Consider the following 15,831-nt stretch of genomic DNA (forward strand, 5'->3'; position numbering starts at 1 on the left):
GATCGCGCATGGCATTGCTTTGCGCGCCCGCGTTTCGCGCACTACTGTGCACGCAATCAATCACGCTCGGTGCAGTCAGTGGAGGCTCCCCCGGTGGACCGGTACGCCCGATGGAACGCCCTGCTGGAGATGCTGACCGATGACGGTCGAGTCAGCGTCGAGGAGGCCGCCGGGCGGCTGGACGTCTCCCAGGCCACCATCCGCCGTGACTTCGACCAGCTCGCCCAGCAGCAGATGATCACGCGTACCCGGGGTGGGGCGGTCGCCAACGGAGTCTCGTACGACCTGCCGCTGCGCTACAAGACCGCCAAGCACTCGGCCGAGAAGCAGCGGATCGGGGCCGCCGCCGCCGCGCTCGTCTCGCCCGGCACCGTGGTCGGCCTCAACGGCGGTACCACCAGCACCGAGGTCGCGCGGGCGCTCGCCGTCCGGCCCGACCTGAACACCAGCGCCGAGGGCGCCCAGCTCACCGTGGTCACCAACGCCCTGAACATCGCCAACGAACTGCTCGTCCGGTCCCGGATGAAGATCGTGGTGGCCGGCGGGGTGGTGCGGCCGAAGTCGTTCGAGCTGGTCGGCCCGCTGGGCGGGGCGCTGCTGCGCGAGGTCACCCTGGACGTCGCCCTGCTCGGGGTGGACGCGATCGACCCGCAGCTCGGCGCCGCCGCGCACCACGAGGGGGAGGCGGCGATGAACAACCTGATGGTGGCGCGGGCCCGGCGGGTCGTGATCATCGCGGACTCGTCCAAGCTCGGCGGTCACGCCTTCGCCCGGATCTGCCCGGTCGACCGGGTGGAGACGCTGGTCACCGACTCCGGGGCCGATCCCGCCGTGGTCGCGGCCTTCCGGGCCGCCGGGGTCACCGTCATCTGCGCCTGAGGGCGCCCGCGACGCCGGGGTCACCGTCATCTGCGCCTGAGGGCGCCCGCGACGCCGGGGTCACCGTCATCTGCGCCCGAGGGCGCCCGCGACGCCCGCGGCCCCGGCCCCCGCCCGACCGTCGTGAGTCGGGTAGCCGACAGTCGCGAACCCTGACCGGCCGCCGGTGGACTGGAAGGGTGTCGACGTGGCTCCAGCCACGACCGCCTCTCCTGGAGGTCCATTCATGCTGCGGCTGACCACTGGCCTGACGGCACTTCTACTCACCACCGGGGGCGCGCTCGCCGCCGCCGTACCGGCCGCTCCGGCGGGACTCGCCGCGCCGCCCCCGGCTGCCGTGGCCGACACCGCACCCCCGGTGCTGGGGGACGTCACCGTCACCCCCGACGCCGTCGCCGTCTCCGGCCTCGACCTGGTGCCGGTCACCGTCGCCGTTCGTCTCACCGACGAGTCCGGGGTCATCGAGATCGGGGACGGCATCGGCGCGACGTCTCCCTTCGTGATCCTGGAACGGGTGTCCGGCGGGACGAAGTACACCGACGGCGCGGAGCTGAGACTGACCTCCGGTACCGCGCAGGACGGCGTGTGGAGCGCGACGATCCAGGTCCCGTCCACCTGGAGCGGTCGCTGGGCGGTGAGCCGGGTGCGCGCCGTCGACGGCCAGGGGCGTGAACTCGACGTCGACCCCCGGGGCTCCGGGCCGGCGGCGGAGTTCACCGTGAAGGGCACCCACGTGCCCGCGGTGAGCATGCAGTTCGTGCCGGACCCGCTGGTCGGGGACGGTCGGCTGACCCTCAAGGGTCGGTTCTACTACCAGGACACCGGCAAGGGGATCCCCCACCAGCCGATCTTCTTCGGGTACGACAACCAGTGCGTCGAGCATCCCTCCCCGGCCAACGGATCCACCGCCGCCGACGGCACCTTCTCCAAGGTGTACCCGAAGGGGGACGGACACCTGCGCTGCGTCGGTATCCTCCGCCCGTCGAACATCGTGACGGCGCCGGCCTTCATCGTCGCCACGTCCGGCCATCCCCGGGTCAAGCCCGTGGTCACCGCGAGCGCCGATCGGACCGCTGTCCCGCCGGGGACGAAGGTCACCTTCACCGGCACGGTCGCACCGTGGAGCGTCACCAACGTGCAGCTCCAGGAGAAGGTCGACGGCGCCTGGCGCACCGTGGCCGAGGGGAGCGTCGGCGACGCCAGCCGCTTCTCGCTCGCCGTCACGCCGAAGGGGACGGGCGCCCACCACTACCGGGTGACCGCCCCGTCGGACGTGGTCGGCGTGTCGCGGACGATCGTCGTCCAGGTGAACCCGGCGGGTTCGGGGGCGGGTGACGGGGACGGTTCGGGCACTCTGCCGATCACCGGGTCACCGGTGTCGTCGATGGCCGGCGGTGGGCTGGTGCTCGTCGTCGCCGGGATCGGACTGGCCCTGCTCGGCCGGCGCCGCCGCGTGGCTCCGGTCCCCGTCGATCGCTGACCAGGACGCGAGGCGTTCCCGACGGGCCGCGGAGCCCGTCGGGAACGCCGTGGTCAGGTTGTTCGCACAATGGCGGCGTTTCGGCTCCCGCTAGTGCGGATAGCACAGTATTGTCTGTCCCGTCATAAACCCGAGCGGGGGAGGTCAACGTGCCCGCCGTGCTGGAGATAGAAGGTCTACGCAAGACGTACAAGAGCCGGAGGCGCGGCGAGCGACACGCGCTGGACGGCTTCGACATGCGGGTCGACGCCGGGCAGGTGCACGGCTTCCTCGGCCCGAACGGGTCCGGCAAGACCACCACCCTCCGTACCCTGCTCGGCCTGATCCGGCCGAACGCCGGTCGGATGGCGCTGCTGGGCCGGGAGGTGCCGGCCGCACTGCCCGAGGTGGCCGCGCAGGTCGGCGCGATCGTGGAGAGCCCGCAGTTCTTCCCGCACTTCTCGGCGCGGGACACTCTCTCGCTGCTCGCCGGGGCCGGGGCCGTCGCGCCCGGCCGCGTCGACGAGGTGCTGGAACTGGTCGGGCTCCGCGACCGGGCCGGTGATCGGGTCAAGACGTACTCGCTGGGCATGAAGCAGCGCCTCGCGGTCGCTTCGGCGCTGCTCAAGGATCCGAAGCTGCTCATCCTCGACGAGCCGGCCAACGGCCTCGACCCGGGCGGGATCCGGGAGATGCGCACGCTCATGCGCGACCTGGCCGCGTCCGGGATGACCGTGGTGCTCTCCAGCCACATCCTCGGCGAGATCCAACTCATCTGCGACTCGGTCACCATCATCTCGCTGGGCCGCCGGGTCGCCTTCGGACCGGTGGACGAGGTGCTCGCCCGCTACTCCGGCGGCGCGGTCCGGGTCCGGCTGGAGGCGGTCACCGACCTGCCGCTCGCCGCCGAGGCGTTGCGTCGGGCCGGCGTGCAGGTCAGCGGGTACGACGACCACCTGATGCTCGCCGGCGTGGACAAGCCGGCCACGGTGACCCGGCTGCTCGCCGAGAGCGGCCTGTACGTCAGCGAACTGGCTCCGGTCACCGCCGACCTGGAGAGCGTCTTCCTGGAGCTGACCGCCACCGCGCCCGTTCCCGGCCAGCACCGCCAGGTCGACCAGTCCCGCAAGGTCGGCGGCAACACCCAGGGAGGTCGGAACGCATGAGCCTGTACGTCACCGAGCTGCGTCGCCTCGGCAAGCGCCGCTTCACCCGGTACATGGCCCTGATCGGCCTGCTGGTGCTCCTCGCCGTGGTGGTCGGCACCTTCTTCACCAACAAGCAGATCGGCCCCGAACAGCGCGCCGCCGCCGAGCGCCAGGCCCAGTCGCAGTACGAGGAGCAGGTCCGGTACGCGGAGCGGGAACGGAACGAGTGCGAGCGGGCGGAGGCGGCCGGGGAGACCAACCCGGGCCGGTTCCCCGACGACTGCTCGGTCATCACCCCGCCGCCGCGCGACGCGTTCCAGGCCCAGTGGTACCTCCCGTCGACCTTCGACTTCCGGAACAACTTCGGGGAAACCCTGATCACGTACGCGGCCATCCTGGGGTTGATCGCCTTCGTGGTCGGCGCCTCCTTCGTCGGTGCCGAGTGGAGCACCGGCGGCATGATGAACCTGCTGCTGTGGCGGCCGAAGCGGCTCAACGTGCTGCTCACCAAGCTGGCCGCGCTGCTCACCGGCGTGGTCACGGTCACCGTGCTCGGTCTGCTCGCCTGGACGGCGGCGTTCTGGGCGGTCGGCAGTCTCCGGGGCAGCACCGAGAAGATGACCTCGGGGGTCTGGCAGTCGTTCGCCCTCACCAGCCTGCGCGGCTTCGCGTTGGTGGTGGTCGCGGCGGTGATCGGGTTCGCGCTGGCCTCGCTGGGCCGGCACACCGCCTTCGCCCTGGGCGGCGTGCTCGCGGTGGGCGTCGTCGGGCAGTTCGGCCTCGGCGTGGTGCTCGCCCTGGCCGACGTGAGGTTCCCCGAGGCCTGGCTGATCCCCACGTACGGCCTGGCCTGGGTCGGCAAGGAGGTCAAGCTGGAGAACTACGACGCCTGCAACTTCTCGACGTCCGGCGACTGCCAGCCCGACATCCTGACCATCACCTGGCAGCACTCCTCGGTGCTGCTCGTCACCGGGCTGGTGCTCGCCCTCGGCGCAGCCCTCTGGTCGATGCGCAGCCGCGACATCGCCTGAGCCGCCGCTGTCCCTGCCGGCAGGGATCCCCGGCCACCGCCTGACCCGCCGCTGTTCCTGCCGGCAGGGACCCCCGGCCACCGCCTGACGGGTGCCGGGCCCCTGCCGGCACACCGGGCGCGCCGGACGTGCCGTGCGGGGCTGGCCCGACCTCGTTACCCTGGGAGTTCCCGGTTGGCGTCGCCCGGCCGGCCGCCTGCCCGAGGAGCGTCATGCAGCCGTCCGCCGAGGCGTTCCCCGAGCGTGCCGACCGCCCGGATGCGGCGTCGTCGCCGTCCTCGCGCGGGGTGCCCCCACCCCGTTCCGCCCCGGAGGTGGAGTCCGCGCCGCCGGGCCCGGAGCACGGGCCCGAGGTGCCGTCGGCGCGATCCGTTCCGGTCGGCGCGGAGGCCGGCGCGGCGCGGGCCGGGTTCGCCGATCCGGAAGCCGGCGCAGCGCAGCCGCCGCCTCGCGGCGGGGAGGCTGTGCCGTCGGCGCGGGCCGCCGGTGCGTCGGAACCTGCGGACGGACTGACCGAACGCGAGCGGGGGATCCTCGCCTTCGAGCGGCACTGGTGGCGGCACGCCGGTGCCAAGGAGCAGGCGATCCGGGACACCTTCGGCCTCTCCGCCACCCGGTACTACCAGCTTCTCAACGCGCTGCTGGACAATTCGGCCGCACTCGCCGCCGATCCGTTGCTGGTCGGTCGGCTGCGTCGGCTGCGTTCGTCCCGGGCCCGGAACCGTCGCCGCTGACCGGCCGCCGGTCCGAAGGGATCCCTGACCCCCGCCGGCCGGACGTGTCGTGGGAGAGCCGGTGCCGTCGTCGGTGGGTACGGAATCCGGGGCATGTCGGTGGGCGGGACGGGTAGGCGGCTCCTGGTTCCGCCCGAGCGGGACCCGGAGGCGACCGAGGGAGCGCGCATGGCCGCAGGTTGGTACGCCCACCGTCCGGCGCTGCTGCTGACCGCCGCGCTGGCCGGGGCGTTCGCGGGCTGGCTGGCCCGGTCCCGCCTGGCGCACCGGGACACGAACGCCCGGACGGTGCCGGAGCGGGACGTCATGCCGTCCACCGTGCCGGAGGCCACCGCGCGGGGGTCCATGGTGCCGGAGCCCACCGTGCCGGAGGCCGCCGCGCGGGGGTCCACGGTGCCGGAGCCGACCGGGGCGCAGTCGGGCCCGACCGGGCCGGCCCGGGGGCCGTCCCCGCTGCCGGAACCCGTGCCGTTTCCGGAGGGGACGGCGGTCGACGCGCCGTACACCGCCGAGGAGCCCTACACCGGACGACCCCGGTACGCACCGGCGGTGCGCCCGTTGCGGACCGACGTTCCCGGCGGTATGCCACCATGACGGACCACTCCGGCCACCGACGGGAGAGCCACCGATGATGAAGGTCAGCTCCGCTTCCACGGCGTCGCCCGGCCGGCTGGAGAACGAGGATCTGGTCTTCCGCTTCGGGCCCCTGGTCGGCGTGCTCGACGGTGCGACCGTGCCGGACGGCTTCGACACCGGTTGCGTCCATGGTCCGGCCTGGTACGTCCGGCACCTCGCGGCCCGGATCGGGCTCGCCGAGGCCACCCGTCCGGCCGCCACCCTGATGAGCAACCTGGCGGCGGCGATCCTGGCGGTGCGGGCCGACCACGGCGGCGTCTGCGACCTGGACCACCCCGGTACGCCGTCAGCCACCGTCTGTCTGCTGCGCGACGGTGGGGACCGGGCCGACTACCTGGTGCTCTGCGACAGTCCGCTGGTGCTGGACACCGGCCGGGTGACGGTGGTCTCCGACGACCGGCTGGACACCGCCCTGGCGGAACTGCGCGCGGTGGCGCACACCGTGCCGGCCGGTGCCGACGATCCGGTCACCCGGTTCCGCCGGGCGGTGACCGTGCAGCGGGAACGGATGAACCGCACGCACGGCTACTGGGTGGCCGCCAGTGAGCCGGACGCGGCGTACCACGCGGTGACCGGGTCGGTGCCGCTGCGCGGGCCGGACGCGCTGCGGCGGGCGGTGCTGCTCAGCGACGGCGCGTCCTGTGCGGTCGAGCAGTTCGGCCTGTTCGGCTGGGACGGCCTGGTGGAGCTGGTCGGCACGGACGGGCCGGGGGCGTTGATCGAGCAGGTCCGGATCGCCGAGCGGGAACACCCGGACCGGCTGCGGCGGACCAAGCGTGCCGACGACGCGTCGGTCGCCCTGTGTGAGTTCGTGGCGCCGACCGACCCCGGAGCGTGACCAGGAACACTCACCCCCGCCGACCGGCTGGTACCGGCCCGCCGGACCGGTGGCACCCGGCGGAAGGGTGGACGCCGGTCGGGTGCGGCCGGCAGACTGCGGCACGTGGCAGGTGGTGTCCGGCTGGAGCCGGTGGACGAGCGGAACCTGGAGCCGCTGCTCTCGGTGGCCGCCGCCGAGGCGGAGCCGAGTGACGTGATGCCGCCGGTGGAGGCGCCGGCCGGCTGGTCGGCGGCGCGTCGGGAGGCGTTCCGCGCGTTCCACCGTGCCCACTTCGGCGGCTTCGACGGTCCGACCGGCACCGTCATGTTCGCGATCCTGCTCGGTGGCGAGGTCGTCGGCATGATCCGGATGGCCCGCCGGACGGAGCCCGGCACCGTGGAGACCGGGATGTGGCTGGGGCGTTCGGCCCGTGGCCAGGGGGTCGGCGCGGCGGCCCTGCGGGAGCTGCTCAACGTCGCCGCCGCACACGGCATGCGGACCGTGGTCGCCGAGACGACCGTCCAGAACACCGGTGCGCTCGGCGTGCTCGCGCGGTGCGGCGCAAAGGTGCACGAGGACGGCGAGACCGTACACGCCAGAATCTGTCTGGATTCCGCGCCTCCGATGCCGTAGTTCTTTTCTTTCGCGGTTTCGGAAATGCTGCGCAATAACTGATTCCGGCTACCGGTCTGTCCGCTTTGAGCTGCGCCGACGGGCGAGTCCTGCATTTCTCGATGCGCTTCGACAATGGTGTCCCGAGGTTTTGTCGCCGAGGGCTCGGGTACTGCCGGCTGGTCCGTCGAAACGGGACTGCCCGACTGGACGCCGTGTCGTGTTCTGCCCCCGGTAATTGTCACGACCTCGCGATTCGGGCTTTCGCACCGCACGTACCGGGGAGGTAAGGAGTGCACCATGAAGAGCGGGACACGAATCGGGCTCGCCGTCGGTCTCGGCTACGTCCTCGGCCGGCGTCGCCGGCTGCGTACCGCGTTGACCCTGGCCGCCGCCGTGGCCGCCGGACGGATGAGCCGGGACCCGGCCGGGCTGCGCAAGCTCGGTGACCGGGTGCAGGCGTCGCCCCAGTTGCACAGCCTGAGCCGCCTCGGGGGGCCACTGGTCGGTGCCGGTCGTGCGGCGGCGACCGCTGCCGTCGGCAGCGGCATCGACACCGTCAGTGGCAAGCTCCGGGGCCGGGCCGACGCCCTGCGCCGGAAGGCCGGCGGCGACGGCGGGGACCGCGCGGCCGGCGGTGAGGCTGGCGACCGTACGGCTCGAGACGGCGGCGGGGGTGACCGCGCGGCTCGTGACGGCGGCGCTGATGACCGTGCGGACAAGGGTGGCGGTGGTGGTGACCGTGCGGACAAGGGTGGCGGTGGTGGTGACCGTGCGGACAAGGGTGGCGGTGGTGGCCGGAGCGGCTCCGGCGACGCTGCCGGGCAGCGGGGGTGGTGACCGTGCCGGTTCCCGCGAACCCGGGTCTGAACCTGCGCGGCAAGCTGCGCGACCAGTTGCTCCGTGACGCCCGGGACCTGGCCGGGGCGATCGGCGAGCGGGCCGTTTCCGTGGTGACCGAGCGGGTCACCGGTGCGACCGGCCGGCTCAGCGAGTACGCGAAACAGGGAGGTGGGCCGGGCCTGGTCGCTGCGGCGACGGGCGCGCAGGGACTCGCCGAGGGCAGGTCGCCGGTCCGGGCGATGGTCGGTGCCGGTCTGGCCGGCGGTAAGGAGAAGGTGATGGCGGCCATCGGTGCCCGGAGCGGCAAGAACCGGGGCGGTAGGGACAAGCTCAAGGTCACCAACATCGTCGAGACGATCGAGGTGGGTGTCCCGGTGCGGGTCGCCTACGACCAGTGGACGCAGTTCGCCGACTTCCCGAGCTTCATGAAGAAGGTCGAGAACGTCGACCAGGAGTCCGACGGGAAACTGACCTGGAAGGCGCAGGTCTTCTGGTCGCACCGGACCTGGGAGTCGACCATCGTGCAGCAGGTGCCGGACCGGCACATCCACTGGCGTTCCCAGGGGGAGAAGGGATCCGTCGACGGGACGGTCAGCTTCCACGCGGTGGCCCCGGACCTCACCCGGATCCTGGTCGTGCTCGAGTACCACCCGCAGGGCTTCTTCGAGCACACCGGCAACCTCTGGCGGGCCCAGGGCCGACGGGTGCGTCTCGAACTGAAGCACTTCGTGCGGCACGTGATGACCAACGCCGTCCTCGACCCGGACCAGGTGGAGGGCTGGCGCGGCGAGATTCGTGACTCGCAGGTCGTCCGGGACCACGAGACGGCGCTGCGGGAGGAGCGGGAGCAGGCCGAGGCCGGGCCGCAGGGGCGGGAGCCCGAGGAGGACGAGGAGCCGGAGGGGACACCCCGGGGACGTCGTCGTCCCGCCGGGCGGGTGCGCCGCCCGGTGCCCCGTCGTCGTCCCGCCGAGGAGGAGTACGAGGACGAGTACGACGAGTACGACGAGGAACCGGAGTACGAGGAGCCGGAGGAGGAGGAACGGCCGCACCGTCGGCGTCCGGAACGCGGTCGCCCGCAACCCCGCGAGGAGGGGCGGCCCCGCCCGACCGTCCGGCGTACGCCGGAGGAGGGCGGCCGCCGGCCCGTGGTCCGGCGCCGGCATACGGAGCGGGACGAGTGAGCAGCGGACCGGCCGGTGGTGCCGTGCTGGACCGGGGTACCACGTCGAGCCTGGCGGACGTGGTCGAGACGGTCCTCGACAAGGGTGTGGTGATCGACGCCCAGGTGGCGGTCGGGGTGCTCGGCATCCCGCTGCTGGACATCGACGCGCGGGTGACGATCGCGAGCGTCGAGACGTACCTGCGCTTCGCCGAGGCGGTCGACCGGCTGGCCATCACGCCACGGGAGGGGCCGGGCCTCGGCGGGGCGGTGGAGACCGTCACCGACGCGGCCAGGGGGCTCACGTCGGGCCTCGGTGGAACCGTCCGGAACCTCGCCGCACCGACCGGGGCACCCCGTGGTGTCCTCGGCGACGAGAACGGGACGGATCCCGACCGGGGGAACGCCGGTCCGGACCGGGGTCGGCGCGCCGCCTCCGGTCGACGCCGGGCCGCCCGCCCGGACGGGGGAAACTGAGATGGCCGGCCGGGGCGGGACGTTCGTCTACGGCATCGTCCCCGCGGACGTGGAACCGACCGATGACGCGGTCGGGGTGGGCGACCCGCCGGGCGAGGTGACCGCGGTGGTCCAGGGTGAGCTGGCCGCGCTGGTCAGCGAGGTGGACCTCGATCAGCCGATGGGTCGTCCCGTGGACCTGACCGCGTACCAGGAACTACTGGACGGGACGGCGGTGGTGGCCCCGGTCGTGCCGGTGCGGTTCGGCACGGTGGTCACCGGCGCCGACGCGGTGCACGACCTGCTGGAGGCGCACCGGGACCGGTTCCGGGCCGCCCTCGACGAGTTCGAGGGACGGACGCAGTACACCGTGCGGGGCCGTTTCCGGGAGCCGGAGCTGATCGGCGCACTGCTCGCCGAGGACCCGAACGTGGCGCAACTCGCCGAGCGGGTGCGGGGCCGTCCGGAGGCGGCCAGCCGGGAGCAGCGCATCCGCCTCGGGGAGATGATCAGCCAGGCGGTGGAACTGCGCCGGGAGGCGGAGACCCGCGAACTGGTCGACGTGCTCGGTCCGGTCGCGGTGACCAGCACGGTCCGCCCACCCGGGCACGAGCTGGACGCGCTGCACGTGGCCTTCCTGGTCGACGTCGACCGGGCGGACGAGTTCGTGGCGGTGACGGAGGAGTTCGCCGTCCAGCGCCGGGATCTGGTCCGGATGCGGCTGCTCGGCCCGCTCGCCCCGTACGACTTCGTCGACGCGCACCAGCTGGCGGGGTGAGCGGTGGAGCTTCTGTGGTCGTTGCTGACCCTCCCGTACGCGCCGGTCCGTGGGCTGACCGCGGTGCTGAAGGTGGTGGCCCGGGAGGCGGAGGCCCAGCGGTACGACCCGGTCAACGTCCGCCGGGAGCTGGAGGGGATCGACGCCGCCGCGGCGGCCGGCGAGCTGACCGACGAGCAGCGGAACCGGGCGCAGCAGCAGGTCCTCGACCGGCTCGTCGGCCCGGCCGGGCCGAGTGGCGGCACCGGGGCCGGCCGACGCGAGGAGGGTGGGCGAGGGTGAGGACGCAGGGGAGCCGGGCGGCGTCCCGGCCCGGAGGATCGGGACGCTCCGGGCCGGCCGACGACCGGTACACCGACGACGAGCCGTACGACGAGGAGGAGGTCGAAGCGATCCCGGCCGGCGAGGCGGCCCGGGAGGGACTGCGGCAGGTCAGCCGGCTGACCGGGCGGGACCCGTCCGGGGTGACCTCGGTGCAGCCCAGCGGGGAGGGCTGGCGGGTCGGGGTGGAACTGGTGGAGGACCACCGCATCCCGGCGTCGACCGACCTGCTCGGCCTCTACGAGGTGGACCTGGACGCCGACGGCGAGCTGCTCTCCTTCCGGCGGGTCCGCCGCTACCAGCGTGGCAAGGGCGAGGTGGGCTGAGATGACCATGGGACAGGGCCCCTCGGTGGTGCAGAACTCCGGGCAGGTGCTTCCGGCCGGGCACGATCCGGCGAACCTCGGCGACATCCTCGAACGGGTGCTCGACCGGGGCATCGTCATCGCCGGTGACATCCGGGTCAGCCTGCTCGACATCGAGCTGCTGACCTTGAAGCTGCGCCTGGTGATCGCCTCGGTCGACACCGCCCGGCAGATCGGCATCGACTGGTGGGAGCACGATCCGTGGCTCAGTTCCCGGGCCCGCCCGCCGGTCGAGCCGGGTCCGCGTGACCCGGAGGAGGTCGAGGCCGAGCGGCGACCGCGGATCGCCGCGCGCAGCGAGCGTCTGGGGGATCGGGATGGGGCCTGACCCGGTCGTCCCGCCGGCACCCGCCGGCACCGGTACCTGGCTGCACGGCATCGTCCCGGCGTCCGTCGCCGGCACGCTGGTCCCGGTGGCCGGGCTGGCGGACACCCCGGTCCGGGTGGTCCGCGGGTCCGGCCTGGCCGCCGTGTTCAGCGCCGTCCCCCTCGACGAGTACGGCGAGCAGCCGCTGCGCCGCAACCTGGAGGACCTGGTGTGGCTGGAGCGCGCCGCTCGGGCGCATCACCGGGTGGTGGACGCGCTGGCCCGCACCGGGCCGGTGCTGCCGGCCCGGCTGGCCACCGTGCACACCGACGAGCGCCGGTTGGCCGGGCTGCTGCGCGACCGTCGGGCCGACCTGACCGCCACCCTGGCCCGGCTCACCGGCCACCAGGAGTGGGGCGTCAAGGGGTACCTCCTGCCCGGTGGTCCGCCGTCCGGTGCCGGCGGTGCGACACCAGCGACGGCGGAGGCGGTCGGCGGCACCGGTGCGGGAGCGGCCTACCTGCGGCGGCGTCGGGCGCAGTTGCAGGCCCGGGAGACCGGCCAACAGGCCGCGGCGCACCGCGCGGCGGCGGTGCACGCGGAACTGGCCGGTCACGCGGCCGAGGCCCGCCGGCACGCGCCGCAGGACCAGCGGCTCTCCGGCGCGCGCTTCCCGATGGCCCTCAACGGCGCGTACCTGGTGCCGGTCGAGGGGATCGGCGGGTTCCGTACGGCCGTCGCGGCGCTCGCCGCGCGGTACCCGGCGCTCCGGCTGGAGCTGACCGGCCCCTGGCCGCCGTACTCCTTCATCGCCGGGCACTCGGAGAGCTGACGTGGCCACCACCTCGCTCGTACCGAGCAGCGCCGACGACCCGCTGGCCTACCGTCCGGTCGCCCTGGTGGACCTGCTCGACCGGGTCCTGGCGACCGGGGTGGTGGTCAGTGGGGACATCACCATCTCCATCGCCGACGTCGACCTGGTCCACGTCTCGCTGCGCGCACTGATCTCCTCGGTCGGCGCGCTCACCCCGCCGCAGCCTGCCGGCGGTGCCGGATGACCGCCCGGGACGGGGCCGGCGCGCGGACCCCGCGCGACCGGGTCGCCGGGCCGCCCCCTCGGGACGAGGCCGCCGCGTTGGCCGCCGCGCTCGGTGAGCCGCAGTGGCGGGCCCCCCGGGTGACGCCGCTGGACCGGCGGCTGGCGGTGGACCGGGACTCGGTGGAGCGGGGACTCGCCAGCCTGGTGCTGACCGTGATCGAACTGCTGCGTCAGCTGATGGAGCGGCAGGCGCTGCGGCGGGTCGAGCGGGGGGACCTGTCCGACGAGCAGGTCGAGCGGATCGGGGTGACCCTGATGGCGTTGGAGGAGCAGATGGCCGGGCTGCGCGACCACTTCGGCCTGAGTCCCGAGGACCTGAACCTGGACCTCGGCCCGCTCGGCCCGCTGCTGCCGACCGACGGGCCGCCCAACTGACCCCGCCGGCCCGGACCGGCCAGCTCCGCCGGCCCGGCTGATCCCGCCGGCCCGGACCGGCCAGCTCCGCCGGCCCGGCTGATCCCGCCGGCCCGGCTGATCCCGCCGGCCCGGCTGATCCCGCCGGCCCGGCCGGTCAGGCCTGCCGTTCGGCGGCGTACGCGGCGAGCCAGGCGACCTGCGCCGGGTCGAGGGAGGGCCGGACCCGGGTCCGGGCCCGCTCGACGTGCGCGGCGGTGACCGTGGAGGCGGTCAGCGACTCCCGCATCGCGGCGAGCGCCGCCTCCCGGACCAGGGCGGCACAGTCCGCCGCCGAGAAACCGTCCAGCGACTCGGCCAGCCCGGCGAGGTCCACGTCGTCGGCCAGGGGGACGTTCCGGGAGGAGGCCCTCAGGATCGCCACCCGGGCTTCGGCGTCCGGCGGCGGGACGTAGACCAGCCGCTCCAGCCGTCCGGGCCGCAGCAGGGCCGGGTCGATCAGGTCGGGGCGGTTCGTCGCGCCGACCACGACCACGTTGCGCAGCGCCTCCACGCCGTCCAGCTCGGTGAGCAGCGCGGCGACCACCCGGTCGGTGGTGCCCCCGTCGGTGGCCTGCCCCCGTACGGGCGCGAGCGCGTCCACCTCGTCCAGGAAGATCAGCGTGGGGGCGGCCTCGCGGGCCCGGCGGAACAGTTCCCGGACGGCGCGCTCGCTCTCCCCGACCCACTTGGAGAGCAGCTCCGCGCCCTTGACCGAGAGCACGTTCGCCCGCCCCGAGCCGGCCAGCGCGGTGACCAGGTACGTCTTGCCGCAGCCCGGTGGCCCGTAGAGCAGCACACCGCGCGGCGGCTGCACGCCGAGCCGGGCGAAGGTGTCCGGGTAGGTCAGCGGCCAGAGCACCGACTCGGTGAGGGTCTCCTTCACCTCGACCAGGTCGCCGACGTCCTCCAGGGTGACGTCGGCCAGTTCCAGCGTGGCGGAGGCCATCGAGGTCGGACGGACCACCTCCCGTGCGGCGGTGAAGTCGGCCATCGCCACGGTCGGGGTCTCCGTCGACTTCTGCCGCAGCGCCGCCCGTACCCCCGCCTCACGGACCAGCGCGGCCAGGTCGGCGGCGACGAAGCCCGGTGTCCGGCCGGCGACCTCGTCCAGTCGTACGTCACCGGCGAGCGGCACCCGCCGGGTCAGTACGGTCAGCTGCTCCCGGCGCAGCGCCGCGTCCGGCAGCGGCACGGTGATCGGCAGGGAGAGCAGGTCGGGGGAGCGCAGCACCGGGTCGACCGCCTCCGGTCGGCTGGTCGTGCCGACCACCGCCGCCCCGGCCCGTACGGTCTCCGCGACGACCTGCCGGAAGACGGTGGCCAGCGGTCCGGGCTGGTCCGCCGGGGCGAGTGCCTCCACGTCGGTGACCAGGAGCACCGCCGGCCCGTCGGCGCGGGCGGCGGCAGCTGCGGCGCGGAGCCGGTCGGCGGCGGCCTGATTGGTCAACGCCGCCAGCTCCGGCGCCCAGACCGGGTGGACCCGGGCCCGTACGGCGGCGGCGACCGCGCGGACCAGCGCCGACTTCCCGGAGCCGGCCGGTCCGCTCAGCAGCACCCCGAGCGACACCGTGGTGTTCAGCTTGCCGAGCACCTCCCGGTGGTGGAACCCGAGGTCGAACAGCTCGGTCAGTTCCTCCGCCTGGGTACGCAGGCCGGGCAGCTCGTCGACGTCCGGCGCCTGCGCCGGGTCCGCCTCCTCGGCGGTCGCGACCGCGCCGTCGTCGGGGCGGCCGTGCGACGGACCGGAGCCGGAGCGGCCGGTGGTGGGGGAACCGGGGGCGGTGCTGCGGGAGCCGACCGGAGTGGGGTTGCCGTGGGTGACCGCGCCGTGCTCCCAGCCGACGATCGTGTCCATGGTGACCAGCGAACCGGGCGTCGGGTCGACGGCGACCACGGTGAGCAGGGCGCTGGTCCAGGCGTACCCGACGGTGTTGGCGAGGCTGCGGCGCGCGGCCTCGACCAGCGGCCGGACCGGGGCGTCCGGGCTGACGTCCTGGGGCAGCAGCGAGACGTCGTCCCCAGCGGTGACCACCTTGCCCAGCAGGGCGAGCCGGAGCATCTCCGGGGAGACGACGGCGACGATCTCCACCGGGCCGCGCAACGTCACCCGACCGGCGGCGGTGAGCGGCAGCGGGCTGAGCGTGACCTGGCCGCCGTCCCGGACGCCCAGGTTGCCGAGGATGAGGTCGTCGGCGTGGAGCAGACCCGTACCGGTACCCGGTTCGGCCACCGCCGCGATGCCGGCGGTCTGCCGCCGACCGGTCAGCCGGACCGGGTCGCCGGGCCGTAGGGCCAGCGCGGTGAGCACCTCCGGGTGCAGCCGGACGACGCCCCGACGGGCGTCGAGTGCCGCCGGTCGCAGGCTGGCGATCAGGGTGAGTTCGGGGTCGGCCACCCGCCCGAGGGTAGCCGCCAGCGCCCAGGTCGGCCCGGTTCGGCCGGTATCGGCTCGCCGACGGGACGCGGTACCGGGTCGCCGGGCGGGACGTGCGGTCCGGCACACCCGGTGGAACGCGGGGCCTGGATCGCCGGTGCGACACGGGCCCGGGTCGCCGGGTCGGTGGCGGTGCGGACCACCGACCCGGCGGGTCCGAGGAGGCGCGGCGGGTGGGGTCGGGCACACGCCCGATCCGGTCCGGTGCACCGAACCGGAAATCTACCCGGAAGGTTGGGCGCGCTCCCGCCCCCGACCGGGTGGGAATCGGCCTCGGCGACGGAGGGTGGCGAGAGGGAAACCGTCGGTGATATCCGCGCGGTGACATGACGGTGTCTCACGGGATTCCGG

General features: G+C 74.1%; 18 protein-coding genes and 1 pseudogene. 18 read left to right on the plus strand and 1 reads right to left on the minus strand.

Features of this window, described 5'->3' with window-relative positions:
* The first annotated feature begins 93 nt into the window (after positions 1–93).
* The 18 genes and pseudogenes from AB0F58_RS07310 (at position 94) to AB0F58_RS07395 (ending at position 13,025) form a co-directional block, all read left to right on the plus strand.
* Positions 94–879 carry a DeoR/GlpR family DNA-binding transcription regulator gene (locus AB0F58_RS07310; RefSeq protein ID WP_357140389.1) on the plus strand — a complete coding sequence of 262 codons (786 nt, stop codon included), beginning with the start codon at positions 94–96 and terminating at the stop codon, positions 877–879.
* A gap of 226 nt (positions 880–1,105) precedes the next feature.
* Positions 1,106–2,359, plus strand: coding sequence for a hypothetical protein (locus AB0F58_RS07315; RefSeq protein WP_357139295.1), 1,254 nt, complete (start codon positions 1,106–1,108; stop codon positions 2,357–2,359).
* 149 nt (positions 2,360–2,508) lie between these two features.
* Positions 2,509–3,504 carry an ABC transporter ATP-binding protein gene (locus tag AB0F58_RS07320; RefSeq protein ID WP_357139298.1) on the plus strand — a complete coding sequence of 332 codons (996 nt, stop codon included), beginning with the start codon at positions 2,509–2,511 and terminating at the stop codon, positions 3,502–3,504.
* Positions 3,501–4,517, plus strand: coding sequence for an ABC transporter permease subunit (locus AB0F58_RS07325; RefSeq protein WP_357139301.1), 1,017 nt, complete (start codon positions 3,501–3,503; stop codon positions 4,515–4,517). Before AB0F58_RS07320 ends, AB0F58_RS07325 begins: the two co-directional genes overlap by 4 nt.
* Positions 4,518–4,729: 212 nt before the next feature.
* Complete coding sequence (locus tag AB0F58_RS07330) at positions 4,730–5,251, plus strand: DUF3263 domain-containing protein (protein ID WP_357139304.1); 522 nt, start codon at positions 4,730–4,732, stop codon at positions 5,249–5,251.
* Positions 5,252–5,419: 168 nt separating this feature from the next.
* Positions 5,420–5,845, plus strand: a complete 426-nt coding sequence (locus AB0F58_RS07335) for a hypothetical protein (protein WP_357139306.1) — start codon at positions 5,420–5,422, stop codon at positions 5,843–5,845.
* Between the two features lie 34 nt (positions 5,846–5,879).
* Positions 5,880–6,725 (plus strand): hypothetical protein, encoded by an 846-nt coding sequence (locus AB0F58_RS07340; RefSeq protein WP_357139309.1) that lies wholly within the window; start codon positions 5,880–5,882, stop codon positions 6,723–6,725.
* A gap of 105 nt (positions 6,726–6,830) precedes the next feature.
* Positions 6,831–7,340, plus strand: a complete 510-nt coding sequence (locus tag AB0F58_RS07345; RefSeq protein ID WP_357139312.1) for a GNAT family N-acetyltransferase — start codon at positions 6,831–6,833, stop codon at positions 7,338–7,340.
* 279 nt (positions 7,341–7,619) lie between these two features.
* A complete protein-coding gene (locus AB0F58_RS07350; RefSeq protein ID WP_357139314.1) occupies positions 7,620–8,159 on the plus strand; it encodes a hypothetical protein in 540 nt (179 codons plus the stop codon).
* Between the two features lie 2 nt (positions 8,160–8,161).
* On the plus strand, positions 8,162–9,346 hold the full coding sequence (locus tag AB0F58_RS07355; RefSeq protein ID WP_357139316.1) for an SRPBCC family protein: 1,185 nt from the start codon (positions 8,162–8,164) through the stop codon (positions 9,344–9,346).
* Between the two features lie 23 nt (positions 9,347–9,369).
* Positions 9,370–9,546: pseudogene (gvpJ, locus tag AB0F58_RS07360) on the plus strand (gas vesicle protein GvpJ); the annotation flags it as partial.
* A 256-nt stretch (positions 9,547–9,802) separates the two neighbouring features.
* Positions 9,803–10,558 (plus strand): GvpL/GvpF family gas vesicle protein, encoded by a 756-nt coding sequence (locus tag AB0F58_RS07365; RefSeq protein ID WP_357139319.1) that lies wholly within the window; start codon positions 9,803–9,805, stop codon positions 10,556–10,558.
* A 3-nt stretch (positions 10,559–10,561) separates the two neighbouring features.
* A complete protein-coding gene (locus tag AB0F58_RS07370) occupies positions 10,562–10,840 on the plus strand; it encodes a gas vesicle protein GvpG (protein ID WP_357139322.1) in 279 nt (92 codons plus the stop codon).
* Positions 10,837–11,205 (plus strand): gas vesicle protein, encoded by a 369-nt coding sequence (locus tag AB0F58_RS07375; protein ID WP_357139325.1) that lies wholly within the window; start codon positions 10,837–10,839, stop codon positions 11,203–11,205. Before AB0F58_RS07370 ends, AB0F58_RS07375 begins: the two co-directional genes overlap by 4 nt.
* Position 11,206: 1 nt before the next feature.
* Positions 11,207–11,572: a gas vesicle protein gene (locus AB0F58_RS07380; protein ID WP_357139328.1), complete on the plus strand. Its 366-nt coding sequence runs from the start codon at positions 11,207–11,209 to the stop codon at positions 11,570–11,572.
* Positions 11,562–12,383: a GvpL/GvpF family gas vesicle protein gene (locus tag AB0F58_RS07385; protein ID WP_357139331.1), complete on the plus strand. Its 822-nt coding sequence runs from the start codon at positions 11,562–11,564 to the stop codon at positions 12,381–12,383. Before AB0F58_RS07380 ends, AB0F58_RS07385 begins: the two co-directional genes overlap by 11 nt.
* Position 12,384: 1 nt before the next feature.
* Positions 12,385–12,609, plus strand: a complete 225-nt coding sequence (locus AB0F58_RS07390) for a gas vesicle protein (protein ID WP_357139334.1) — start codon at positions 12,385–12,387, stop codon at positions 12,607–12,609.
* On the plus strand, positions 12,606–13,025 hold the full coding sequence (locus AB0F58_RS07395; protein ID WP_357139337.1) for a gas vesicle protein K: 420 nt from the start codon (positions 12,606–12,608) through the stop codon (positions 13,023–13,025). Before AB0F58_RS07390 ends, AB0F58_RS07395 begins: the two co-directional genes overlap by 4 nt.
* 136 nt (positions 13,026–13,161) lie before the next feature.
* Here the strand turns inward: AB0F58_RS07395 and AB0F58_RS07400 are convergent, their stop codons facing one another.
* Positions 13,162–15,441, minus strand: coding sequence for an AAA family ATPase (locus AB0F58_RS07400; RefSeq protein ID WP_357139340.1), 2,280 nt, complete (start codon positions 15,439–15,441; stop codon positions 13,162–13,164).
* Positions 15,442–15,831: the final 390 nt, after the last annotated feature.

The sequence above is a fragment of the Micromonospora sp. NPDC023956 genome, from assembly GCF_040639195.1.
GTDB lineage: Bacteria > Actinomycetota > Actinomycetes > Mycobacteriales > Micromonosporaceae > Micromonospora.

Coding starts and splice junctions, on each gene's coding strand:
- AB0F58_RS07315 (WP_357139295.1), top strand. CDS start 1,106: ATGCTGCGGCTGACCACTGGCCTGACGGCACTTCTACTCACCACCGGG.
- AB0F58_RS07325 (WP_357139301.1), top strand. CDS start 3,501: ATGAGCCTGTACGTCACCGAGCTGCGTCGCCTCGGCAAGCGCCGCTTC.
- AB0F58_RS07330 (WP_357139304.1), top strand. CDS start 4,730: ATGCAGCCGTCCGCCGAGGCGTTCCCCGAGCGTGCCGACCGCCCGGAT.
- AB0F58_RS07335 (WP_357139306.1), top strand. CDS start 5,420: ATGGCCGCAGGTTGGTACGCCCACCGTCCGGCGCTGCTGCTGACCGCC.
- AB0F58_RS07340 (WP_357139309.1), top strand. CDS start 5,880: ATGATGAAGGTCAGCTCCGCTTCCACGGCGTCGCCCGGCCGGCTGGAG.
- AB0F58_RS07350 (WP_357139314.1), top strand. CDS start 7,620: ATGAAGAGCGGGACACGAATCGGGCTCGCCGTCGGTCTCGGCTACGTC.
- AB0F58_RS07365 (WP_357139319.1), top strand. CDS start 9,803: ATGGCCGGCCGGGGCGGGACGTTCGTCTACGGCATCGTCCCCGCGGAC.
- AB0F58_RS07380 (WP_357139328.1), top strand. CDS start 11,207: ATGACCATGGGACAGGGCCCCTCGGTGGTGCAGAACTCCGGGCAGGTG.
- AB0F58_RS07385 (WP_357139331.1), top strand. CDS start 11,562: ATGGGGCCTGACCCGGTCGTCCCGCCGGCACCCGCCGGCACCGGTACC.
- AB0F58_RS07395 (WP_357139337.1), top strand. CDS start 12,606: ATGACCGCCCGGGACGGGGCCGGCGCGCGGACCCCGCGCGACCGGGTC.